At 69.9% G+C, this 22,217-nt stretch carries 21 protein-coding genes and 2 pseudogenes; 7 read left to right on the forward strand and 16 right to left on the reverse strand.

What is annotated here, in order from left to right; all coding sequences use genetic code 11:
* Positions 1 to 122: 122 nt before the first annotated feature.
* From RPX00_RS37400 to RPX00_RS37440, 9 genes and pseudogenes are all read right to left on the reverse strand, one after another.
* Positions 123 to 1,166 carry a LacI family DNA-binding transcriptional regulator gene (locus tag RPX00_RS37400; RefSeq protein WP_406632555.1) on the reverse strand — a complete coding sequence of 348 codons (1,044 nt, stop codon included), beginning with the start codon at positions 1,164 to 1,166 and terminating at the stop codon, positions 123 to 125.
* A gap of 295 nt (positions 1,167 to 1,461) precedes the next feature.
* Positions 1,462 to 2,133, reverse strand: a complete 672-nt coding sequence (locus RPX00_RS37405) for a TetR/AcrR family transcriptional regulator (RefSeq protein ID WP_406632557.1) — start codon at positions 2,131 to 2,133, stop codon at positions 1,462 to 1,464.
* Between the two features lie 83 nt (positions 2,134 to 2,216).
* A complete protein-coding gene (locus tag RPX00_RS37410) occupies positions 2,217 to 3,086 on the reverse strand; it encodes a VOC family protein (RefSeq protein WP_406632559.1) in 870 nt (289 codons plus the stop codon).
* A 50-nt stretch (positions 3,087 to 3,136) separates the two neighbouring features.
* Complete coding sequence (locus tag RPX00_RS37415) at positions 3,137 to 3,706, reverse strand: NADPH-dependent FMN reductase (protein WP_406632561.1); 570 nt, start codon at positions 3,704 to 3,706, stop codon at positions 3,137 to 3,139.
* Entirely contained in the window at positions 3,706 to 4,923 is a 1,218-nt protein-coding gene (locus tag RPX00_RS37420; RefSeq protein WP_406632563.1) for an amidohydrolase family protein, read from the reverse strand. The genes RPX00_RS37415 and RPX00_RS37420 overlap by 1 nt, the downstream gene beginning before the upstream one ends.
* A gap of 160 nt (positions 4,924 to 5,083) precedes the next feature.
* Positions 5,084 to 6,448 (reverse strand): annotated as a pseudogene (locus RPX00_RS37425) (MFS transporter); the annotation flags it as partial.
* 340 nt (positions 6,449 to 6,788) lie between these two features.
* The gene (locus RPX00_RS37430; RefSeq protein ID WP_406632565.1) at positions 6,789 to 7,577 is read right to left on the reverse strand and encodes an alpha/beta fold hydrolase; all 789 of its coding nucleotides are present in this window, start codon (positions 7,575 to 7,577) and stop codon (positions 6,789 to 6,791) included.
* A complete protein-coding gene (locus tag RPX00_RS37435) occupies positions 7,577 to 8,491 on the reverse strand; it encodes a VOC family protein (RefSeq protein WP_406632566.1) in 915 nt (304 codons plus the stop codon). The genes RPX00_RS37430 and RPX00_RS37435 overlap by 1 nt, the downstream gene beginning before the upstream one ends.
* 11 nt (positions 8,492 to 8,502) lie before the next feature.
* Positions 8,503 to 10,062 carry an FAD-dependent monooxygenase gene (locus tag RPX00_RS37440; RefSeq protein WP_406632568.1) on the reverse strand — a complete coding sequence of 520 codons (1,560 nt, stop codon included), beginning with the start codon at positions 10,060 to 10,062 and terminating at the stop codon, positions 8,503 to 8,505.
* Between the two features lie 131 nt (positions 10,063 to 10,193).
* Here RPX00_RS37440 and RPX00_RS37445 point away from each other — a divergent pair, with 131 nt between their 5' ends.
* Together RPX00_RS37445 and RPX00_RS37450 are read left to right on the forward strand one after the other, a co-directional pair.
* Complete coding sequence (locus tag RPX00_RS37445) at positions 10,194 to 10,832, forward strand: TetR/AcrR family transcriptional regulator (RefSeq protein WP_406632570.1); 639 nt, start codon at positions 10,194 to 10,196, stop codon at positions 10,830 to 10,832.
* A gap of 252 nt (positions 10,833 to 11,084) precedes the next feature.
* On the forward strand, positions 11,085 to 11,474 hold the full coding sequence (locus tag RPX00_RS37450) for a hypothetical protein (RefSeq protein ID WP_406632572.1): 390 nt from the start codon (positions 11,085 to 11,087) through the stop codon (positions 11,472 to 11,474).
* Positions 11,475 to 11,496: 22 nt separating this feature from the next.
* On the opposite strand, the gene RPX00_RS37455 is transcribed toward RPX00_RS37450, so the two are convergent.
* Positions 11,497 to 11,865, reverse strand: a complete 369-nt coding sequence (locus RPX00_RS37455) for a hypothetical protein (RefSeq protein ID WP_406632574.1) — start codon at positions 11,863 to 11,865, stop codon at positions 11,497 to 11,499.
* Positions 11,866 to 12,215: 350 nt separating this feature from the next.
* Between RPX00_RS37455 and RPX00_RS37460 the strand changes: the two genes are divergently transcribed.
* Positions 12,216 to 13,034, forward strand: coding sequence for an RICIN domain-containing protein (locus RPX00_RS37460; protein WP_406632576.1), 819 nt, complete (start codon positions 12,216 to 12,218; stop codon positions 13,032 to 13,034).
* A gap of 4 nt (positions 13,035 to 13,038) precedes the next feature.
* Here the strand turns inward: RPX00_RS37460 and RPX00_RS37465 are convergent, their stop codons facing one another.
* The 4 genes from RPX00_RS37465 to RPX00_RS37480 are packed head-to-tail and all read right to left on the reverse strand — an operon-like array spanning position 13,039 to position 15,833.
* Positions 13,039 to 14,070, reverse strand: a complete 1,032-nt coding sequence (locus tag RPX00_RS37465; protein WP_406632578.1) for a hypothetical protein — start codon at positions 14,068 to 14,070, stop codon at positions 13,039 to 13,041.
* 16 nt (positions 14,071 to 14,086) lie between these two features.
* Positions 14,087 to 14,404 carry a hypothetical protein gene (locus RPX00_RS37470; RefSeq protein ID WP_406632580.1) on the reverse strand — a complete coding sequence of 106 codons (318 nt, stop codon included), beginning with the start codon at positions 14,402 to 14,404 and terminating at the stop codon, positions 14,087 to 14,089.
* Positions 14,401 to 15,018: a YbaB/EbfC family nucleoid-associated protein gene (locus RPX00_RS37475; RefSeq protein ID WP_406632581.1), complete on the reverse strand. Its 618-nt coding sequence runs from the start codon at positions 15,016 to 15,018 to the stop codon at positions 14,401 to 14,403. Before RPX00_RS37475 ends, RPX00_RS37470 begins: the two co-directional genes overlap by 4 nt.
* 56 nt (positions 15,019 to 15,074) lie before the next feature.
* Entirely contained in the window at positions 15,075 to 15,833 is a 759-nt protein-coding gene (locus RPX00_RS37480) for an IclR family transcriptional regulator (protein WP_406632583.1), read from the reverse strand.
* A 67-nt stretch (positions 15,834 to 15,900) separates the two neighbouring features.
* Here RPX00_RS37480 and RPX00_RS37485 point away from each other — a divergent pair, with 67 nt between their 5' ends.
* The 4 genes and pseudogenes from RPX00_RS37485 to RPX00_RS37500 all read left to right on the forward strand — a co-directional run bounded on the left by RPX00_RS37485 (position 15,901) and on the right by RPX00_RS37500 (position 19,704).
* Positions 15,901 to 17,043, forward strand: coding sequence for a cupin domain-containing protein (locus RPX00_RS37485; RefSeq protein WP_406632584.1), 1,143 nt, complete (start codon positions 15,901 to 15,903; stop codon positions 17,041 to 17,043).
* Positions 17,040 to 17,870 (forward strand): fumarylacetoacetate hydrolase family protein, encoded by an 831-nt coding sequence (locus tag RPX00_RS37490; protein WP_406632586.1) that lies wholly within the window; start codon positions 17,040 to 17,042, stop codon positions 17,868 to 17,870. The genes RPX00_RS37485 and RPX00_RS37490 overlap by 4 nt, the downstream gene beginning before the upstream one ends.
* Positions 17,870 to 18,463, forward strand: a complete 594-nt coding sequence (locus tag RPX00_RS37495) for a maleylpyruvate isomerase family mycothiol-dependent enzyme (RefSeq protein ID WP_406632588.1) — start codon at positions 17,870 to 17,872, stop codon at positions 18,461 to 18,463. Before RPX00_RS37490 ends, RPX00_RS37495 begins: the two co-directional genes overlap by 1 nt.
* 10 nt (positions 18,464 to 18,473) lie before the next feature.
* A pseudogene (locus RPX00_RS37500) lies at positions 18,474 to 19,704 on the forward strand (FAD-dependent monooxygenase).
* On the opposite strand, the gene RPX00_RS37505 reads toward RPX00_RS37500, so the two are convergent.
* Both RPX00_RS37505 and RPX00_RS37510 read right to left on the reverse strand, forming a co-directional pair.
* Positions 19,686 to 21,350, reverse strand: coding sequence for an amidohydrolase (locus tag RPX00_RS37505; protein WP_406632590.1), 1,665 nt, complete (start codon positions 21,348 to 21,350; stop codon positions 19,686 to 19,688). The pseudogene RPX00_RS37500 and the gene RPX00_RS37505 overlap by 19 nt on opposite strands.
* A gap of 75 nt (positions 21,351 to 21,425) precedes the next feature.
* Entirely contained in the window at positions 21,426 to 22,211 is a 786-nt protein-coding gene (locus tag RPX00_RS37510; protein ID WP_406632592.1) for an IclR family transcriptional regulator, read from the reverse strand.
* Between the last annotated feature and the right edge of the window lie 6 nt (positions 22,212 to 22,217).

Below are 22,217 nucleotides of genomic sequence, written 5' to 3' on the forward strand. Positions count from 1 at the left end.
GTCTTCCTTGACGTGGGGGGTCCGGCTAGCGCACCGGGAAGCACGAACAAAGCGACGGTAACACGTGTTACCAACCCGTCCAAGAGGGTCGGCGGCAGAACTTCGTGGCTTGGCGGCCGCCGTCAGCGAGCGGCGGGGCCGCCCGGTGAGCTGGACGTACGCGGTGCCGCCGTGGAGCTGCGGGCGATGATCCGCGGCTCCGGTTCGGTCACCATGACCTGCTTGTCCACTGTCTGGCCGTCGAGCAGCTGCATCGCCGTCTCGACCGCGGCCGCGCCCATCTCGCGCAGCCCCATCCGGACGACGGTCAGCGCCGGCTCGAAGTAGGCGGCGTAAGGCATGTCGTGGAACCCGATGATCGAGAGGTCCCCGGGCACGTCGATGCCGAGTTCCCTCGCCGCGATCAGCGCGCCCACCGCGGCCTGCACGCTGTGCACGACGATGCTCGACGGCATCGGCCCGCGTTCGGCGAGCCGGTGCAGGGCGAGCCGGCCGGACTCGGGCTCGTGGCCGCCGTCCCCGACCCAGCGGTCGTCCGGTTCGAGACCCAGCTCCCGCAGCCCGGCGACATGCCCGTCGACGCGGTCCGCGCCGCGCTGGGTCGCCCCGTCGAGGTGCAGCAGGCCGATTTCCCGGTGCCCCAGGTCCGCCAGATGCCGCACCGCGAGCAGGCCGGCGGTGTGCTCGTCCGCGCTCACGCTTTGGTACTCGGCGGAGCGTTCGTTGACCAGAACCGTCGGGATGCGCGCGGCCGCGGCTTGCACGATCGCGGCGTCGGAATCGTCGCCGGCGGGCAGCAGCAGGAGGGCGTCGATCGCGTCGCTCGCGACAAAGCGGCGGAAGGTCGCCGCGTCCCGGTGAAGTTCGGCGGCGTCGGCCAGCATGAGCACGGAGCGGTACCGGTTGATGGCTTCCTGCGCGCCCTTGATGACCTCGCTGTACACCGGGTTGCTGATGTCGTGCACCGCCAGGCCGATCGCACCGGCACGAGACTCGCGAAGCGCCTTCGCCGCGTGATGCGGGATGTACTCCAGCTCGGCCGCGGCCGCCAGCACGCGCTCGCGGGTCTCGGAACGGACCCGCAACGCCTTGTCGCCGTTGAGGATGCGCGAAACCACAGCGTGGGTCACGCCTGCGCGGCGCGCTACATCCTTGATGGTCGGCACTCGTAGATCGTAACCGTCGCGTCTGCGAGGGACTTACAGCTGCGCGGCCCCACGGCTGCTGAACCATCCACAAAGGACGCCAAACCTGGCGAATTGCCTGGTTGATGCCCATGCGAGCGTGTCCGACCGTCTGCGAGGGGAACCCTCACGGACGATCCGGCGAGAGCCGCACTGGCCCAGGCCAGCCCTTCGACCTGGGCAGACGAGCCTCAACGGCGCCCATAGCGCCGCCCTAAGTCCCTGGCATGGGAATCAGATTCCCTCGAGGGTCCCCGCACAGACCTCGAACGAGCGCTCAGTCCGGTTCGGGGCTCGGCGTCGCCAGGGCTCCGTTGAGGATCACGTCGAAGGACCACTTCGTCCGGCCGCTGGACGTGCCCGCGACCAGCAGCCGTCCGATGTGCGCGATGTTCGGGTACTCCTCGGCCGGGGCCGCGTCGATTTCGGCGATCAGGTCCTCGTGCTGGCGATGCGCGTTCGGCATCCGCGCCCGGGTGCCGTGCTCCGCCGCGGAAGCGGTGGCCAGCAGGAACAGCTGATCCACCGCCAGCGCCGCGCCGTAGTCCGACAGCCCGCCTTCGACCAGCAGCCCCAGCGCGGCGTCGACCGCCCGGAGGTAGTGCGGCCCGCTCATCCGGGTCACCAGCGCGACCCTGGCCAGGCTCGGCTGCGCGAGCAGCACCGACCGGTACGAGTCCATCAGCGCCCGGAGCCGTTCCCGCCAGTCGCCGTCGCCCGCCGCGCGGTCGAACTCGATCTCGCCGAGGAAATCGTCGAGGACCGCGGCGTGCAGTTCCTCGATGTCCGCGACGTAGACGTAGAGCGAGGCCGCGCCGGTGTCGAGTTCCTTCGCGACCCGCCGCATGGTGAGCCGGTCAAGGCCCTCGGACCGGGTGATCGCGACCGCCGCGGCCACGATTCCCTCGCGCGACAGCGCCGGTTTAGCAGGCCGATCCCGCCTGCTCACCGGAGTTCTCCTCGCGCTCATGACCGCACTCCCCCTTGCTTTCCGCCTGCACCGACGTTACCGCAGCGAATCCCTCGGACCGGTCAGCACTCGGCCGGAGCGAACCGCAGCGAGTTCCCCGACGGGTCCTGGACGGTCAGCACCCCGCCAGAGAGGTCGGCCGGACGGCCCGCAGCCGCCACCCGCTCGGCGAGCGCCTGGACGTCCTTCGCCTCGGGCAGCGTGAAGTTGACCGCGAGCAGACGCGCACTGTCCTCGGGTGCAGGTTCGCTGCTCCCGGTCCTGAACCGGTTGGTGAGCACGACCATGCTGCGCTGCTCCCCCGGGCCGACGCCGAGGAACCTGCGCCCCATCCTCGCTCCGACTTCGAAGCCCAGCAGGTCGCAGTAGAACGGCTCAGTGTCGGCCAGTTCGGCGTCGGTGACCTTCAGCTGGACGTGCCCGAGAACTGTGCCGCCGGCGAGCCCGTCGAAGGGAGCCTCCGCTTCCGGGCTGTCGGTCAAGGCGGACAACTCCACTGGGTCGGCGACGAGCGCGGGCAGGCCGTTCTCCCATCGCCACTCGTCGCGCGGACGCGCCGCGGTGATCTCGACGGTGTGCCCGTCCGGGTCGTTCACGTAGCACGACTCCGAGACCTCGTGGTCGATCAGCCTGGCGTCGGCGTGCGACCCGAGGTAGTGCCGGGCGAAGCGGGCCAGGTCGGGCCGCGACGGCACCTGCGGAGCCACGTGGCTGAGCCCAGGACTCGACTCCGGAGCGGGCCGTGCGCCCGGAATCTCGTGCAGTACCACCAGAGTCCGTCCGGACACCCCGAACCGCGCCTCGCTCCCCTCCTTGCTGACGAGGTCGAAGCCGAGCGACCCGGTGTAGTACCCCACACTGCGGCCGAGGTCGCCGACCGTCATCTCGACCGAGTCGAGAACGACCCCGGCATTGATTCGGAAATCCTGCACTGCTTCACTCCCTGTCCTGGTTGTCCTGCGCCTGGGAACGTGTTCAGCGCTCATCGCGTCGCCGCCCGGCTCCGTTCGGCGCTCAGCGCGCGGCTCCACGACACCAGCTGATCCAGCGTCGCGTGCAGCGTCTTTTCTTGCGCCGGGCCGGGTCTTCCGTCCTCGCCGAGGTCGGCGAACAGCCCGATCGACGTCGCCGTCGACACGGTCGCGACGCGCAGTGCGCCCAGCACCTGCCGGAGCTGCTCGACCGCGCGGACACCGCCGTCCACGCCGTAGCTCACGAAGCCCGCGGCCTTGTCCGCCCATTCGCCGTAGAGCTGGTCGATTCCGTTCTTCAGCGCGCCCGGAATTCCGTGGTTGTATTCGGCGGTGACGAAAAGGTAACCGTCGTGCGCCGAAATCACGTCCGCCCATGCCCGAACCGGCGGCGGCAGCGCGGATCGCCGCATCGGGGGCAGCGGATCGTCGTACAGCGGAAGCTCGTAGCCGGCGAGGTCGGCGAGGGTGAATTCCGCGTCGGCGCGGGTTTTCGCGATCTCCAGTGCCCACGCGGCGATCTCCGCGCCCTTGCGGCCGGTGCGGGTGCTCCCGAGCACGATCGCGATCCGGGGGTTCATCAGTTCTCCTCAAGGGCGGTCTTGCGGACTCCGCGCCGCCAGACCGCCGCGATGGAAAGGCTGTCGGAGATCGTGCGGAGCGGATCCCCCTCCATCAGCACGAGGTCTGCCCGCATCCCCGGCGCGATGCGGCCGCGATCCGACAGTCCGAAGCAGCGCGCGGGAGTGGCGGTCGCCGCGGCGAAGGCGTCCGCTGGGCTGAGGCCGGCTTGGACCAGCAGCGAGAGTTCGTGGTGCACGCTCGCGCCGTGCGCGACCCCGCCGTGCGAGGGCACGGGAATCGAGGAGTCGGTGCCGGCGAGGAGGTCGACCCCGGCGGCGTGCAGGGCGGCGACATTGTCGAGGGCGTGCTGGAACGTGCCCTGCGGGTACGCGCCGAAACAGCCGCGCAAGGTGTCCAGCCACTCGGGCGAAAGCTTGCTCGCGACGCGCGGATCGTCGGCGAGCGCCGCGGCGTTGCGTCCCATCAGCGAAGCACTGATCACCAGGCACGGAGCGACGAACACGTCGGCTTCGGCCAGTGCGGAAACGATCTGCTCGTCCGCTCGCTGGTCGATGAAAAGGTGGGCGAGGCCGTCGACGCCGGCGTCCAGCGCCTGCCGGGTGGCTTCGAGCGTGACGGCGTGGGCGATGACCTTCTTGCCGAGGCGGTGCGCTTCGGCGACCCCGGCCTTCACCGCGGCGAGATCGATCTGGGGAAGGCCCGGATGCCCTATGACGGTCCCCTCCTCGATCATGACCTTGATGTAGTCGGCACCTTGCTCGACGAACGCGTTCACGTGCGCGACGGCCTCATCCGGCGTGCTCACGTGCGGCATCTTCCAGCCGCCCTCGCCGGGCCGGTGGTCGCCGAGGTCGTCCATCAGCTCGCCCGGGTGCCCGCCGTCCGCCATCAACGCCAGCAGCGCGGAGCGGACGTCGGCGATCGAGTCGTCCTCCTCGATCTCCTTGCGCTGGTCCATGGTCCAGTAACCCTGCATTTCCAGTTCGGTGGTGACACCGAACCGGAGCGCGTCGCGGAGACCGTCGAGCGACGTGTGCACGTGCGCGTCGATCAGGCCGGGCGCGAGCGTGGCGCCCTTCGCGTCGAACGTCTCCTCCCCCGCCGCGGGAGTCTCGCCGACCGCGACGATCGACTGGTTCTCCAGCGTCACGGTGCCGGCGTCGAGGATTTTCTCCCCGTCGAAGACTCGGGCGTTGACAATGTGCTGCTTCATGGACCCTCCACAGTGGATGACGGGATCTTCTCGGGCTCAGCGGGTTTGGCCCCCGCAACGGGACTTCCTCCACGAACACGGCGGCGAGCAGCGCGGCGACCGCGAGACCGGCGCCGGTCAGGAAAATCAGGTGGGTGGCGGCGGCCACGTCGTGCACGTAAGCCGCACGAGCGGCGCCGGACAGCTGCCCGGCGTTCTCCCCGGCCGTGACCGCCGACGCGAACAACGAGGCGAAAACGGCGATCCCCAGCGAGCCGCCGAGATTGCGGAACAGGTTGGTGGCCGCCGAAGCCGCCCCGATGTCGCGCAACTGCACGGCGTTCTGCGCGATCGTGTTGGCCATCTGCAGGCTGAACCCGGTGCCGGCGCCGACCAGCACCATGTACACCGCGGTGACGGCGCGCGAGGTCGTGGTGTCCATAGTGGACAGCAGGCCCATCCCGGCGGCGAGGGATGCCGCCCCGGCGATCGGGAACACCTTGTAGCGGCCCGTCCGGGACATCACCTTGCCCGCGACGTTCGACGCGACGAGCGACGCCAGCAGCAGCGGCAGGAGCAGAAAGCCCGAGTTCGCCGCCGAAGCGCCCTGCACCACCTGCTGATACAGCGGCAGATAGAGGGTCGCCCCGAACATCGCGGCCCCGGTCACGGTCAGCAGCACGGCGGACAGCGGGAAGTTGCGGTGCCCGGTGTAGATGCGCGGCGGCATCAGCGGTTCGGCGGCCCGCCGTTCGACGAGCACGAACCCGCCCAGCAGCACGACCGCCAGCGCGCCCAGCCCGATGATCTGCCAGGACCCCCAGGCGTAGGTGCCGCCCGCCCAGGTCGCCGCCATGACGAACGCGGAGATCGCGCCGGTCAGCAGGCCGATGCCGGCCCAGTCGATCGAGACCCGGGCGGCGCGGGGCACGACGGGCACCTTCAGCAGCACCGCGCACCACACGATGCACACCAGGCCGACCGGAACGTTGATGTAGAACGCCCAGCGCCAGCCGAGATGGCTCGTGACAAGACCGCCCACGAGCGGCCCGCCGAGCTGGCCGAGCGCGGTGACCGCCGCGACCATGCCCTGGTAGCGACCGCGTTCCCGCGGCGGGACAAGCACGCCGATGAGCGCGAACGCCCCCGCGCCGAGACCTCCGGCGCCGAGACCCTGCACCACCCGGAAAGCGATCAGCGCGCCCATCGACGCCGCCGTCCCGCACAGCACCGAGGCGATCAGGAAGAGGACGACCGAGCCGAGGAAGACGTGCTTGCGGTTGAAGAGATCGCCGAACTTGCCCCACAACGGAGTCGAGCAAGCGGTGGCGAGCGTGTAGCCGGTCACCACCCAGGCCATGTGCTCCAGCCCGCCGAGATCGCGCACGATCGTGGGCATCGCGGTGCCGACGATCAGCGCGTCGAGCAACGAAAGCAGCAGCGCGAGCAGCACGCCGAACAGCACCCACCGGACGTTCCGCGGCACCGCGCCCGTCCCGCCGTCGTTCGCGGCGGCGGATGTACCGGAGACCGTCAAGCCGATCACCTCTCCTGCCGATTTCAGGCAGCTGCTGAACGGCAGCCTGAGATCAGCATAACGAACATGTTCGTCACGAACCAGTTCGGGAAAGGGTGAGCAGTGTCGGCGGGAGGTTTGAAAATTGGCAACGTCGAGAGGATGTGCTGGTCACGGGCCGCTGCGTGCCTGTCGGGTCTGCCAGCTGGCTCCGGGAGAACTGCCCGGGAGAGCATCGCGGCGGGAGTCTTCCAGGCAGGGGGTGGACTTCCTCAACGCCCGGCCGCGAGCCCGACACGGGTCGTGAGACGGAGGGTTGGCAGAACGACCGCGGCAAGGGCCGTCTCGTCGGACGAGACGGCCCCCAGCCTCAGTGATGCAGCACGAAATCCGTCACCAGCCGGTTGAACTCCTCCGCGTGTTCCAACTGCGCCCAGTGCCCGCAGCGGTTGATCAGCACCGCTCGTGAGTCCGGGATGTTCGCGGCCAGGAACAGGGTCGACTCGAACGACACGACGCGGTCGTCGCGGCCGTGGATCAGCAGTGCCGGGGCGGTGATTCCGGAGACCGACGCCAGGTCCAGCCAGATCGGGATCGGGGCTTTCGGCACGGCGGCGGCGACCGCCCGCAGGTGTTCCGGGCGGGCGAGGGCCGCGGCCGAGCGTTCCTGGCAGAGTTCCGGGGTCGCGAAGCGGGCCTTGTCGTAGACCATGATCTCGACCAACCGGCGCATGCCTTCGGGGGTGGCGTCGGAGTAGGTCTCGAACATGATCTTCAGGCCCTCGGTCGGGATCGGCGGGCCCATCGTGATCAGGTGCGACACGCGTTCGGGGCGTTCCGCGGCGAGGCGGAGGGACGTGTGGCCGCCCATCGAATTGCCGACGAACGCGGCTTTTTCGATCCCCAGCGCGTCCAGGAGCTGGCTGGCGGCTTCGACGTGGTCGAGGGTGGCGAAGTCCGCCGCGTCGGAGTCGCCCCAGCCGGGCAGGTCGGGGGCGATCACGCGGAAATTCCGGGACAGCGCTTCGATGTTCGGCGCGTAGTTGCTCCAGCCGGTCGCGCCGGGGCCGCCGCCGTGCAGCAGGACGAGGGGGTGGCCTTCGCCTGCTTCGTGGTAGTGGATTTTCCAGTCGCGCGTCCGCACGTAACGGGAAGCCATCAGTGCGCACCTCCGGCCAGCAGCTCCGCGACGGCCTCCGGCGCGCGGTGACCCCACCAGTGCAACTGGTCGAGCGTGCGCACCTCCCAGGTCTCGTCGTCGATCAGCAGGCCGCCCCAGCCGTACTCGACGGAGAACCCGGACGGGGTGCGGACGTAGAAGCTGAACATGTGGTCGTTCGGGTGCATCCCGAGCGTCATTTCGAACGGCTGTTTCGCGTCGAGGCACCGGTCGTGGGCAAGGCCGACGTCGCGGATGTCGGCGACCTCGATCATGAAATGGTGCGTCCGCTTCGGATGCGGCATGTCGCCGAAAGCGACGGAGTGGTGTCGCGGATTGCAGTGCAGGAAAGCCAGATCCGCGACGATGCCCGGGGAGACTTCCTCCTGGATGATGTCGCTGAGTTTGAAGCCGAGCAGCCCCTCGTAGAAGGCCAGGTACGTTTCCCTCGGGACGCCTTGGGAAAGCAGCACCTGGTGCCCGGCGCCGCCGGTTCCGGTGACGAAGCCGCCGAGCAGCAGGTCGCTGTGGAAAGGCGTTTCGGCGTCGGCCAGGCCGGTGACGAGTTCGAGCACGTTGCCCATCGGGTCGGCGACCAGCACGATCCGGTCGACTTTCCGGGCGGCGGCCAGTTCCGCGTCGCCCTCGGTGGTCTCGACGCCCGCGTCACGCAGCCGGGCGACCAGGGAGTCCAGCGCGGCTGGCGACTCGACTTCGTAGCCGCTGCGGATCAGGTCGTCGGCGGGGCCTTCGGTGAGGATCCAGCGGTGCGCCTTCTCGTCGGTGCGCAGGGTGAAGCCGTCGGCGGTCTTCTCCCCCAGCTGCATGCCGAGCAGGGACACCGCGAAGCGTTCCCACGCGGCGAGGTCGCTGACCTCGTAGACGACGTAGGCGAGTTCCTTGACTCCGGACATCAAGATTCCTTTCAGTGCGGGAAAACGGGGACGGCGAGGCCGGTTTTGTCTGCCGCGGCGACGAACTTGTCGGGACGCACGGCGATCGCCTGGACGCCATAGCGGTCGAGCCACGGGAGCAACGCGTCCTCGATGTCGACCAGGTCGGTGGCGGCGCGGGTGTAGGCGGTGCGGGGCCGGATGGCGACGTAGGACGCGTTGAGCACGTCCCAGCCCGCCTTCTCCTCGGGCGTGAGCAGGGTCGTCGGGTCGACGTCGTTGCCCAGGAGGACGAAACCGTTGGGCAGCAACGCATCCAGCCGATCGATCCGGCCGACGGCGTCACACGCGAGCGGCTGCGGAAGGTAGCGGCCGACGACGGACGCGTCCCCTGGTTCGCCGCGCAGCCATCCGGCAGCGAGCGTCGGCGGGGCGTTCAGGGGCGGTTCCCAGGGCGTGACGAGGTTCGGCGGGACGGTGTTCATCGCCTCGATCTCCGCCGAGGTCGCCTCCTGCTTGATCACGCGGCCCAGCGCGACGGCCAGCTGGGTGTAGAACTCTGCGGACGGACGGCGTTCCGGTTCGTAAGTGCCGAGCCAGCGCTCGTCGAGTTCGCCGCGCACGACGGCGGCGAGCTTCCAGCCCAGGTTGTACGCGTCGCGGATGCCGGTCTGCATGCCCGCGCCCGCCCACGGCGGCATCAGGTGCGCGGCGTCGCCGGCGAGGAAAACCCTGCCCTGGCGGTAGGTTTCGGCCATCCGCACGTGGTGCCGGTAGAAGGCGTACTGGTGGATGTCGACGTCGTCCTCGGTCACGCCCAGCGCGCGCAGCAGCGGCCACACCTGCGCCTCGGCCGGGAAGTCCGCTTCGGACTCGGCCGGTTTGAGCGGGATTTCCCAGCGGTGGTTGCCCGCCGAGAGCGCGATGTCCACGACCGGGCGTTCGCGGTCGGTCCAGAAGGTGAGGAAATCGCGGTCCGGCCACCAGCGCTTGACCCGGCAGTCGACGACGATCCACAGCGTGTCGCCGGTGTCGCCGTGCATCGGGACGCCGAGCATCTTGCGCACCGGGGACGAGCCGCCGTCGGCCGCGATCGCGTACCGGGCGCGGGTGGCGGTCTCCTCGCCCGTGCCACGATCGCGCGCGGTGATGGTCACGCCGGCGGCGTCCTGTTCGACCGACACCACCTCGGTGCCGAAGCGCACCGTGAGGTTGCCGTGCTCCTCGCCGCAGCGGCGCAGTTCGGCTTCCAGCGCCGGTTGGTAGATGTTGTAGAACCGCGGTTTGCTCCCGCGCGTGCCGAGCGTGCTCGGCGGATGCTCGACGCGCATCACCTCGCGGCCGTCGTAGGTCACCCAGCGCAGCGCCCGCTGGGGTTCGACGACGCGCTCGACCCGGTCGTCGACGCCGAGGTCCTGCAGGATCCGCATCGTCCAGTCGTTGATCGTGACCGCCCTCGCCCGGGCGTAGATGTCCTCGTCCCGTTCGAACGCGGCGACCCGCGCGCCCTTGGCCGCGAGGGTCAGCGCCCCGGCCAGGCCGGTCGGGCCGTAGCCGACGACAGCGACGTCGGCGTCGTAGTGCTCAGTCAAGGCAGGCTCCGCAGTTTTGGACCGGTCGTTCGGTTCATTAGTGGCTACGGTCACACCCGGACCGGGCTTCCGTCAAGCGCGCCGCCGACGATTCCGGTGTGCAGAAAACCGGCGGCCCTATGCTGCTCGGCGTGGACACAGCGCGGGCCGGGAACCGGCGGGGACGGCGTTCCCGGGAGGAAATCCTCGACACGGCGTCGCGGATCATGGCCGAGCGCGGCTACTCCGCCACGACGATGTCGGTGCTGAGCACCGAGACCGGCCTGCCGAAAAGCGCGATCTACCACCACTTCCGGTCCAAGGGCGGGCTGCTGTCGGCCGTCATGGAGCGCGGGGCGTACGAGTTCTTCCGGCATCTGCGCGAATCGCAGGCGGATCCGCCCGAGGACCTTCCGCCCGCCGAGCTGCTCGGCTGGTTCCTGCAGCGCACCGGCGAGGTGTTCGTCGCGAAGCCCGATTTCCTGCGGCTGCACCTGATCCTGCTGATGAGCGCGGAAGCGGTCGCGGACGTCGAGGTGAAGGAGATCATCGAGCGCGTCCGCGCGGACGGACGGCGGCACATGCGCCGGATGATCTCCCAGTCGTGGGCGAGCCTCGGCCAGGAGACGGCGGACGCGGTGAGCGAGGCGCTGGACTACTTCGGCATCGCCGGGTTCGACGGGGCGTTCGTCGCCTGGCAGGCCGAACCCGCGCGGTCGATGCGGGATCAGATGGCGCTGCTGACGGAGGCGATGGTCGCCATCGCCGAACGGGTCATCGCTGGGCGCTGACCGGTGTGCTGGACTTCGCGCCGTTCCGTTCGGCGGCGGTCAGTCGGCCCGGGTCGCCGGGTAGCCGACGCCGGGCAGACCTCGGGCCTCTCGCATCCGCAGCCGACGCCCTCGCGCAACTGCCGGTCCGGTGGACTGGTCGCGATAGCCGCGTTCTTCGCGGTGCGGGCCGATGACCGGTTCTAGCCCGCTTGACGATCACGGGTTTCGCCCGCCCGACGACGGGTAACCGCTGGTTGGAAGGGGACTCAAATGACGAGCTTGATCACTGGCGACTCCGGCCTGGACGGCGCACCGCCGCGAACCCGCGGTTTTCCCCGGCCTCGTCGGGCACCGCCGAGTGTGTCGGCGACGCTGCATCGGCTTTCCTCGATGGCGTCGCTGCGTACGTGGGAAGAACGCTCGACTCCCGCGCTGATGCACGACGCGATCCTGCGCGGAGTGAGCGCCGGTGAGGCCGCCGAAGCCGCTCGGCTAAGCGTCGCTGAAGCGCACTTGCGCTGGAGCGCGTGGGCGTCTCGGCGGTTGACGCCGCAGCAGGTCGGCACGGCGGCGGAACTGTCGGTGCAGCAGTTTCTCAGTGTGCACGCGGCGTTCGCGGCGGCTCTTGCGCGTGAAGAGAGGCCCTGCCCCGGCGGCTGAGTACGCCGGGGCAGGGAGTGGGTCAGGCCCGGATCGTCGGACTGGAGAATTCTCCGTTCCACGACGACCGGTACGAGCCGGAGCCGCCCGTGTAGTTGAAGACACACGAATCACCCGGGTAGATTTTGCCCGCGCAACTCTCTTTCACCTCCGAGTTGTTCTTGTACAGAAACAGGCTGCCGCTGACGTAAGTCCCGGAAATGCTCCCGATTTTCGCTTGGACCTTGCCCGCGGCGACCTTTTCGACGCACACCGAGAACGTCACGCCGCCCGAGGTGTACCTGTTGCAGCTGGCCGCGGCCTGCGCGGTCGACGCGCCGGCCGCGGCCACTCCCCCAGTCGCCGCGAGTGCCGCGACGAACACCGCGGCACTCCGCGAAAATTTCCGCATGTGGATTCACTTCCCTTGGTTCATTGCTGACCGGATACCGGACGCGGGAATGTTCGCCGCCCCCAGGCGAGAATTGAGGCCATTGGCCTCGCGCCGTTCGAGCGTGGCACGACGTCGATGCCGCGCCAAGCGATCGCGCTTGTCCCAGACGCCGGAACCGCCGTGCCGGCTGGTCAGGCGGAGTCTGTCCGGCGCACCGGACAGCCTCCGGACAGCCGATGCCGCGTGCCGCCGAGGGCCTCCATGATGGTCGGGTGACTCGTGTCCGTCCGGAAACAGCGCGAAATGCGGCGGAGTTCGCTGGGTTGCTGCGGGAACTCAAACGGAATTCAGGCCGCACCCTGCGTCAATTGGAAGAACAGGCAGCGGCGCAGGGTGCCGCGCTGCCCCGCAGCACCACCGCCGACATGCTGCGTCGCGACGCGCTCCCCCGGCCGGAGCAGCTGGCAGTGTTCGTTCGCGCGTGCGGCGACGGGCGGCACCTGGCGGAGTGGTTGAGCACCCGCGAACGCCTGGCCGTGGGCCACTACCTGGCCGAGACGCCGCCAGCCCCGACGGAGTCCGCCGCACCGCGACGGCGCGGGCGGATGATCACACTCGCCGCCGTGATCGCGGCGCTGGCCCTGGTCGCGGCAGCGGCGTGGTGGTGGCGCACCGGAACGGACGACAAGGCCGCCCCGTCTCGTCTCGAGGTGCTGCCGCTGCTCACGGCGGGCGGGTGGGCCCGCATACGTCCGGCAGGCGCACCGGACCTGTGCTTGACCGAAGGCCGCGAGCACACCGGACGCTACGGCTCCGCCATCGCCGTCCTGCGCCCCTGCACCCAGCCGCGGCTGCCTCGGATGGTCCTCCAGCCTGTTGGTGCCGAACTGGCCACCATCAAGTGGGAACATCCCGTCTATCAGGTCATGGGTTGTCTGACCGTCCTGCACATCCAGCCCGTTGAGAACATGCTTGAACCGCAGGAGAAATGCGACAACAGCAACCCGGACCAGCTGTTCCGCATCGAACGCGTCGGCGACCAGCGCTACCGGCTGCGCACTCCCGAGACCGACTTGTGCCTGGGCCTGCGCGACAACCTCACCGCGGTCGACACCGAAGCCGTCCGCCAGCCCTGCGCCGCGGAACCCGATCAGGAATTCCTCATCGACCTCAACATCGACGGCTAGGGCGCTACGGACTCCACACCCGCGTGGTGGTCCACGATTCGTGCACCTCGCCGGGCCAGATTTCACGAGGCGGTTTTCCGGCCACCGGTGCGGGAACTCGCGGGCCGCTGAGCCCGGTGCCGACACCGATTTGCGGTTCGTGTACGCGGATGAGGTCGCCGTCGGAATCCCGGCCCCACGACTCGTCCTCGGCGACGACCGGTCCGACCGTCACCTTTCCGCCCGGCGTCCCGAAAGTACCGGGGGCGACGCTGCCGCCGACGGAACCGGTGGTCTGGGTCAACTGGTCCGGTTCGGTGGCATTGCTGTCGTACGCGCCGACAGTCGCCGAGGCCGACGGCATCAGTTCCGACGTGACGTACGTGCCGTCAGACTCGATGAACGTCCATTTGCCGTCCACGTTCGCGACGCCGGCCGCGACGGTCCCCCCTCGCCCGAACAGGCTGCCGTAGACGTGGAAGACGATGCCGTGGGTACGGTCGATGCCGTCGGCGGGGCTGTCCGGTTTGAGGACTGGCAGCGGACCCGGCGCACCGCCGGTGCCGCGGGCCAGGATGCGGGAGGCCATCTGGTCCAGGAAAGCGGAAATCCGCGCGCCGAGGCGGGCGGCGAACTGCTGGCGCTGCTCGGTGTCCGGAAATCCGAACATCGTGCGCATCGAATTGTACAAATTGGCGTTTTTCGCGACCAGTTCGGTGATGCTTTTCTTGGCGTGGACGATGTCTTGGCCGTATTCAGTCGCTGACCAGCCGAGCCGCTTCAGTTCTTCCTCGGTCGAGAGGGCGGTGGCCGCGAATTCGGCCGCCTTGCCGCGGAACGCTTTGCCCGCGCTGTCCGGCCAGGCCGCGTCCGCCTCGGCCGTCGTCCGCAGCGTCCCGCCTGCTCCGCCGAATTCGATGCCGGCGTTCGTCAGGGCCTGGCCGAGATCCCGCATCTGGATCTCGTTGCCGGTCGGCCAGTGCCCGCGCGGCCCGATCGCCTGCCACAGCCCGGACCAGTCCTCCGGTTGCTCGATCAACGCCTGGCCGTCTGGCATCGGTTCCTCCTCGCGGTCATTTCCGGAAGCACTGGGCCGCGGCCCGGTCGTGGTCCAGATAGTCGGTCACGCTCTGGACCCCGGCAGCCGTCTGCTCGGCGACTTTCCCCGCCAACGCTTCGGCGTCGGGCTGGAGCCTGGTCAACGCGGGGACATAACCGGCGGCGAAAGCGGCACCGAGCTGGTCGTTGCCGCCGCCGATGCCTTCGAGCCCGGCGGCGAGCGCGGGCTTGAGCCGTTGCATCGTTCCGAAGAGATCGGACGGGACATGGCTGAGGTTGCCGAGGACGGTCGTCATTCCGCCGGTTTCCATGCAGGCCTGTTCGTCAGTCATTCCCACGCCCTTTCGACTAGTACGCGCTGCCTGTCGTGCGCGGCGCGCGATGCTTCGTTGACCGTGGCGCGCACCCGCGCCGCGAGCGCCTTCGCGTCGGTGACCCGCAAGACTCGTTCATGCAGCCACAAATCCACCAGCCGGCCGCGTCCGTCGACCGTCGCGCTCATCAGCCCGTCAGCGGACTCTGCGGTAGTTCGCAGGTCCGGGAGCCGTTCGCGTACTGCCGCCAGGTTCCGGCGCACGGCCTGGTAATCGATGCCCGCGGCCAGCTTCGGGAGCGCCGGATCGTCGTCGCCGGGCGGTTCTCCGTCGGCGATCAGCCGGTCCAGCTCCCGCAGCAGCGGATCCAGCGAGAAGTCCACCGTGTCCGGTCGTGCTGTCGCGGGCAGGAATTCCCTCCCCGCGGCGAAAGCCAGCTCGGCGGCATTCGCCGCCGCGTTGTCGGCCGCCTCGAGAATGTTCGAGGCCAATCGGTCCGGATCGCCGTGCCGGAACAGCCGGGGATCGAGGTCCAGCCGGCGCAGCTCCCCGCAGGCGCTGCACACAGCGGCGGCCTCAGCCGACTCCGCGATCGCCGTCACCGAGCCCGGATCCCACAAGGACGCAGTCACCACTACAGCGTGCGCTCCTCGGCGAGTCAGTCAGCAGGAATGGCCGCTTCCTGCCGTCAGCCGCGCAGGTCGGACTCCAGTGCGGCCGCGGTAGCGCGCAATGCCGTCACCAGTTTCGGCAGTTGGTCCTTCCGGTAACGCACGCTCGGCATCGACACCGACAGCCCGGCCACGACCGTGCCGTCCGGGCCGTGCACCGGGACTCCGACGGCGGCCACGCCCCGCTCCGACCGGCCCTGGTTGAGCGCGAAACCGCTGCGTCGTACGCGGGCCAGGTCCGCCCGTAGCTCCGCTGGGTCCGGTCGCTCGCCGGGTTTGTCCACCGCGTAAAGCTCCTCGACCTGTTCCGGCGGCAGTTCGGCCAGCAGCAACAGGCCGGCCGTCGTCTGGTGGACCGGGAAGACCATCCCCTCGCGGGACCCGACCCGCAGTGCCTGGGAACATTCGACGCTCGCGATGAAGCGCGCCGTGTCCCCGGTCCGGACGGTCAGGTTCACCGACTCGTCCAGCAGGTCCACCAGGCGTCGCAGGTGCGGGAGCGCGGCCGCGCGCAGCTTCGACGCGGCGGACTGCGAGTGCGCCGCCAGCTCCAGCACCGGGCCCACCCGGTAGGCCCGGTTGGCGTCCTGGACGGCGAAATCGCGGTACACGAGCATCGCCAGCAGCCGGTGCGCGGTCGAGGGCGCGACGCCGATCCGCTCGGCCACTTCGGAGACCGTCAGCGGGCCTTCGAGCTGCAGCATCGCCGCGATCCGCAGGGCGTTGTCGACGCTGGCCACGGCATACGGCGGCGGGGCCTTGAACCGTTTCTCCATCTAGGGCCACCTTTCCGCACACCAGAATCCCGTTTTCCGCAGACCGGGACCCGCCCACCATAACCCTATGACCAGCACCCCAGCGCGGACTCCCGTTCGGCTCGCCGCGGTCGACGCACCGGACCAGCCGGCGGTCACGCCCGCTCTCGAAAGCCTTTACCGCGGTTTCGAACAGGAGCTGCTCGTTCCCTTGTGGACGGAGATCGGCGACCTGATGCCCGGGCATCCGCGTTCGCGGGCGGTGCCGCACCGATGGCGGTGGGCGAATCTGCTGCGGCTCGCCGAACAGGCTGGCGAGATCGTGCCGGTCGGGCGCGGCGGGGAACGGCGGGCGATCGCGCTCGCGAACCCCGGGCTCGGCGGCCGTCCGTTCGCGACCCCGACGCTGTGGGCCGCGATCCAGTACCTCATGCCCGGCGAGGACGCGCCCGAGCACCGGCACACGCAGAACGCGTTCCGGTTCGTCGTCGAGGGTTCGGGCGTGTGGACGGTCGTCGGCGGCGACGCGGTTCCGATGCGGCGCGGCGACTTCCTGCCGCAGGCGGGCTGGAACTGGCACGCGCACCACAACGCGACCCGCGAGCCGATGGCCTGGCTCGACGGCCTCGACATCCCGTTCCAGTACGGCATCGACGCGCAGTTCTTCGAGTTCGGCCGCGAGGAGATCAGCGCGGACGAGCGGACGACGCCGGAGCGGTCCCGCGCCGAACGGCTGTGGGCGCATCCGGGTCTGCGTCCGTTGTCCGCCGGCACGGTCGCGCCGGGGTCGCCGCTGCTGGCGTACAAGTGGGAGCACACCGACGCGGCCTTGCGCGATCAGCTGCAACTGGAGAAAGAGGGCTACGGCGGGACGGTCGAGCCGGGCCACGCGGCCGTCCGGTTTTCCAATCCGCACAACGGTTCCGACGTGCTGCCGACCATCCGCGCCGAGTTCCACCGGGTCGCGCGGGGCGCCGAAACCGCGCCGGTGCGCGAGACCGGTTCGTCGGTCTGTCAGGTCTTCGACGGGTCCGGCACGGTGACCGTCGGCGACATCTCGTGGACGGTCACGCGTGGGGACCTGTTCGTCGTCCCATCGTGGCAGCCGTTCTCCGTGAAATCGGAGTCCGGTGCCACGGATTCCGACTCCGGAGCCCTTGACCTGTTCCGTTTCTCGGACGCGCCCGTGTTCGAGGCGCTCCACCTCGACCGTCAGGAGACCCTCCGATGAAGCTCGCCACCCTCCGCGTCGACGGCGGCACGCGCGCCGTCCGCCTCGACGGAGACGTGCTCGTCGACCTCGGCTGCCCCGATCTCGGCGTGTTGTTCGCCCAAAACGACTGGGAAGCCCAGGCCACCAAGGCGTCCGGCGAGACCTGGCCCGCCGAGGGCGCGGACCTCGCGCCAGTCGTGCCCCATCCGTCCAAAGTGGTCTGTGTCGGGCACAACTACACCAACCACATCAAGGAGATGGGCCGCGAACTGCCCGCGTACCCGACGCTGTTCCCGAAGTTCGCGGACACCTTGACCGGCCCCGCCGACCCGATCGTGAAGCCGCCCGAGACCGACGCGCTCGACTGGGAGGTCGAACTGGTCGTCGTGGTCGGCAAGACCGTCCGGCGGGCCAGCGAGGACGAGGCCGTCGCGGCGATCGCCGGGTTCACGGTCATGAACGACATTTCCGTCCGGGACTGGCAGTTCCGCACCATCGAGTGGACGCAGGGCAAGATCTGGCAGTCCTCGACGCCGGTCGGCCCGTACGTCGTCACGCCGGACGAGGTCGGCGGCGTCCGGCCCGCGCTCGAGGTGAAGACCACTGTGGACGGACGCGTCATGCAGCGCGACGACACCGGCACGCTGCTGTTCGACCCGGTGCACCTGGTGCGGTACATCTCCACGATCGTGCAGCTCAACCCGGGCGACTTGATCGCGACCGGCACCCCGGCCGGGGTCGGCCACGCCCGCGACCCGAAGGTCTACCTCACCGGCGGCGAAACCGTCGTCACCGAGATCGCCGGGCTGGGCGCGTGCGTGAACCAGATCGTGAAGGACTCCTGATGGCCGCCGAGGAGTGGGCCGCCTTCGGGACCGAGCTTTTCCTGGCGCACGCGACCGATCTGTCCGGGCCGAGCGCGTTGCCCGGCTGGACCCGCAAGCACCTCGCGGCCCACGTCGCGGCCAACGCGGACGCCCTCGGCAACCTCGTGCACTGGGCCCGGACCGGCGAGCGGACCCCGATGTACGCCTCGGCGGACCAGCGCAACGCCGACATCGAGGCCGGATCGCGGTTGCCGGAAGCCCGGCTGACGTCGTGGCTGCAAGGCTCGGCGCGCTCCTTGGCTTCCGGGATGGCGTCGCTGACCCCGGAGCAGTGGCGGGCCGAGGTGGTCACCGCACAGGGCCGGACGGTTCCCGCCACCGAGATCCCGTGGCTGCGGGCCCGCGAGGTGTGCGTGCACGCGATCGACCTCGGCACCGGGCTGACCTTCGCTGACCTGCCCGAGGCGTTCCTGTCCGCGCTCGTCGCCGAAATCCGGGCGAAACGCGGTCTCGACGCGGTGCCGGACGGTCCGCTGCCCGACGTCGCGGCGTACCTGGCCGGACGTCCGCATTCGCTGGCCGGGGTCCCCGACCTCGGCCCCTGGCTGTGAGGAGAGCCCGATGGACACCCCTGACGTCCTCGTCGCCGGCGGCGGGATCGGCGGGCTGAGCACCGCGTTCGCGCTCGCCCGGCTGGGACTGCGGGTCCGGGTGCTGGAGCAGGCGAAGGAGTTCGGCGAGGTCGGGGCCGGCATCCAGCTCGCCCCCAACTGCACCCGGATCCTCGACGCCTACGGCCTCCTGGAAACCGCAGAAGGCGCGCGGCGTCGTCCCGGACCGGATGGTCATGCGCGACGCCGTCGACGGCCGCGACCTGACCGCGCTCGACCTGCGCGACCTCGAACGGCGCTACGGCTTCCCGTACCTGGTCATCCACCGCAGCGACCTGCACCGGCTGTTCCTCGACGCCTGCCGCGACGCGGGCGTGGAACTCCTTACCGAGCAACGGATCGTGTCGTACACGCAGGACCCCGCCACCGCGGTGACCGACGATGGCACCACGCACACCGCCCCGGTCGTGATCGCCGCCGACGGCCTGCACTCCACGGCCCGCAAGCTCTTCGCGGACGACCAGCCGGTCTCGTCGGCGTACGTCGCCTACCGCGGCACGGTGCCGATCGCCGAGGTCGGGCGTCCGGTGGATCTGTCCGAGGTCGTGGTGTATGTCGGCCCGCGCTGCCACTTCGTCCACTATGGACTCCGCGGCGGCGATTTGCTCAACCAGGTAGCCGTTTTCGAATCCCCGAAGGCGGTGGCAGGGCTGTCCGACTGGGGCACGCCGGACGAGCTGGACACCGCCTTCGCCGCCACCTGCGACGAGGTGCGGGCCGGAATCCCGCGGATGTGGCGGGACAAGTGGTGGCGCATGTACGACCGCAACCCGATCGCCACCTGGGTCGGCGGCCGCCTCGCCCTCCTCGGCGACGCCGCGCACCCGCCGCTGCAGTACCTCGCCCAGGGCGCGATCATGGCCATCGAGGACGGCTGGGTCCTGGCCGAGCACGTGAAGCGGCTGGGCACCGAGGATTGGGACGGCGCGCTGGCCGCGTACGAGGCGGTCCGGACGGAGCACTGCCGCCGGGTCGTGCTGACTGCGCGGGCTTGGGGCAATCTGTGGCATTTGGACGGTGTCGAGCGTTTGCAGCGCAATGTCTTGCTGCGTGAACGGGCGATCGATGACTACTCGTTCACCGATTGGCTGTACGGCCCTACTGCGCTGTTCCCGGAGGACGAGCCGCCGATGTTCGAGCCGGTGCCGTTGTCCGCGGCCAGTCAGGAGGTCGCGTCGTAGACCTGCTTGCCGCGCAGGTAAGTCGCCAGCACGTCCGTCTCGTGGATCCGGCGAACCTCGATCTCGAACAGATTCTGGGACAGCACCAGGAAGTCCGCCGACTTGCCCACCTCGATGCTGCCGACCTCCGCGCCGAGGCCCAGCGCTTCGGCCGGGCGGCGGGTGAAGCTGACCAGCGCCTCGTGAAGCGTGAGCCGCTGCGCGGGGTTGACGGTCTCCGCGCTTCCGCCCGGTGCCTCGCGGGTGACCATCGTTTCGATCCCGGTCCAGGGGTGCGGAGCGGGCAGGGCGACGGGCCAGTCGGAGCCTGCCGAGACGTTGGCCCCCGAATCAAGGAGATCCTTCAGCGGCCAGGAGTTTTCGATCGTCCTGGCCGGTACGCAGGCCGAGAGGCTGTCCTGGATGATGCCGGGGTACCACAAGTACGGCGACGCGTCCGCGACGATGCCCAGCTCGCCGAACCGCCGCACGTCGGCCGGGGCGACGAACAGGTTGTGCGCGATATGGAAGCGCGGGGCAGGCCCGTGCCGCTCACGCATGACCGCGATCGCGTCGAGCGCCATCCTGGTCGAGGCGTCTCCGGCGGCATGGATCTTCACGCCGCGTCCCGCGGAGACCGCTTCCTCGAGTTCGTCGACGAGGGCGGCCAGGTCGTACAGGCATTCCCCGGCGCTCTCGCCATGGCAGCCGTGCGGGAGGTAGGGATCGAGCATGGCGGCGGTGCGGGTCATCGGGACGCCGTCGAGGAACACCTTGACGAACCCGACGTGCAGCAGCTCCGAACCGAACTGCTCGGAGACCGCGAGGAGTTCCTTGCCGGTGATCCCGGGCTCCGCGAGCAGCGGCCGCGCCACCGTGGACGCGACGACCCGCAGCGTCAGCGAACCCTCGGCGTCCATCGCCGACAACGTGCGCAACGCGGGTTCCATGGTCGCCGCTTCGCAGGCGGTGGTGACCCCGTACTGATTGCACAGCTTCGCGGCGGTTTCGTAGGTGACGCGATGCCGTGCGTCCGGGTTCTCGATGCTCGCGGCGAACGCCTCTTCCGCGACGCGGGACGCTTGCTCCCACAGGATGCCCGTGAGCCGGCCCGCTTCGTCGCGGACATAGGTGCCGCCCTCGGGATCGGGCGAGCTGTCCTCGACGCCCATCGCCTGGAGTGCGGCGCTGTTGACCCATCGGTTGTGCTGCGTGTCGTCCCGGAGCAGCACCGGACGCCCGCCCGCTGCCTCGTCAAGCTTGGCTAGGGCCTCGACGTTCGCGAGCTTCGCCATGGTCACCGAACCGACGAAGCCGCCGACGATCCACTCTCCGGGCGCTGATTCCGCCGCCCGGGCCCTGATCGTTTCGCACACCTCCTCGGGTCCGTAGTCCGGCGGGATCCGCAGGTCCCACGCCTCGGCCGCGCCGCCGAGGCCGAGATGGAGGTGGACGTCGCAGATGCCCGGCATGAGCATCTTGCCGCCCGCGTCGAGCACGACCGTTTTCGGACCGGCCAGGCGTGCGATCTCCTCGGAGCTGCCGACGGCGGAGAACTTGCCGTCGACGACGGCGAACGCCTCGGCCGAGGTTCCCGCCGCGTCGCCGGTGAACACGGCGGCACGGATCGCGATCAGATCGGGGGCCTTCGCGAGGTTTTCATCCATGGCGGAAAACTACGAGAGAAGTGAAGTGCCCTACATCGGCCTAAACGCCGTTCCCCCGGCAAGCCGGATGTGCCGTCACGACACCTTCTCCGCCAACCTCCGGCACGCCTCCACCAGCGCGACCGCGTGTTCGTCCCGCTGGGCTTTCGTCATCCGGCCGGTCGGCGCCGCGACGCTGAGGCCGCCCAGCAGAGGGCCGTCCGGGCGGGCGACCGCGCAGCCGATCGAGCTGACGCCGTCCTCGCTTTCGCCCGCGTTGAGCGCGTAGCCGCGCCGCCGGATCCGTTCGATTTCCGCCAGCAGCGCGCTGCGGCTCGTCATCGTCTTCGTGGTGACCTGGCTGAGCGCGTCGTTCGGGTAGCGCTGCGCGATCTGGTCGTCCGGCAGGTGCGCGAGCATCGCCTTGCCCAGGCTCGTCGCGTGCGCGGGCAGGGTGCGGCCGACCCGGCCGGACACCCGCAGCGCCCGGTCGCTCTCGATCACGTCCAGGAAGCGCACCTGATTTCCTTCCAGCGTACCGAGATGCACGGTTTCGCCGGTGGTCTCCGACAGCCACTGCAGCACCGGCCGCGCGAGGGCGCGCAGGTCCATCTGGTTCACCACCGACAGGCCGATCTCGACCAGCGCCGGACCGGCCCGGTAGACGCGGCTCGCCGGGTCCTGGTCGACGAAACCGTGGTGGACCAGCATCGCCATCAGCCGGTGCGCGGTCGACTGGCCGACGCCGAGCGCGTCGCGCGCGTCCGACAGCCGCAGTTCCCTGGTGGCGCTGAACATCCGCAGCAGGCGCAGCGCGCGGTCCACGGATTCGATCGGGTACTGGGGAGCGGGGCGCGCCGGACCAGCCTCGGATGTCTGCATAGCAGA

The sequence above is a fragment of the Amycolatopsis sp. WGS_07 genome (assembly GCF_045278895.1).
Taxonomy (GTDB): domain Bacteria; phylum Actinomycetota; class Actinomycetes; order Mycobacteriales; family Pseudonocardiaceae; genus Amycolatopsis.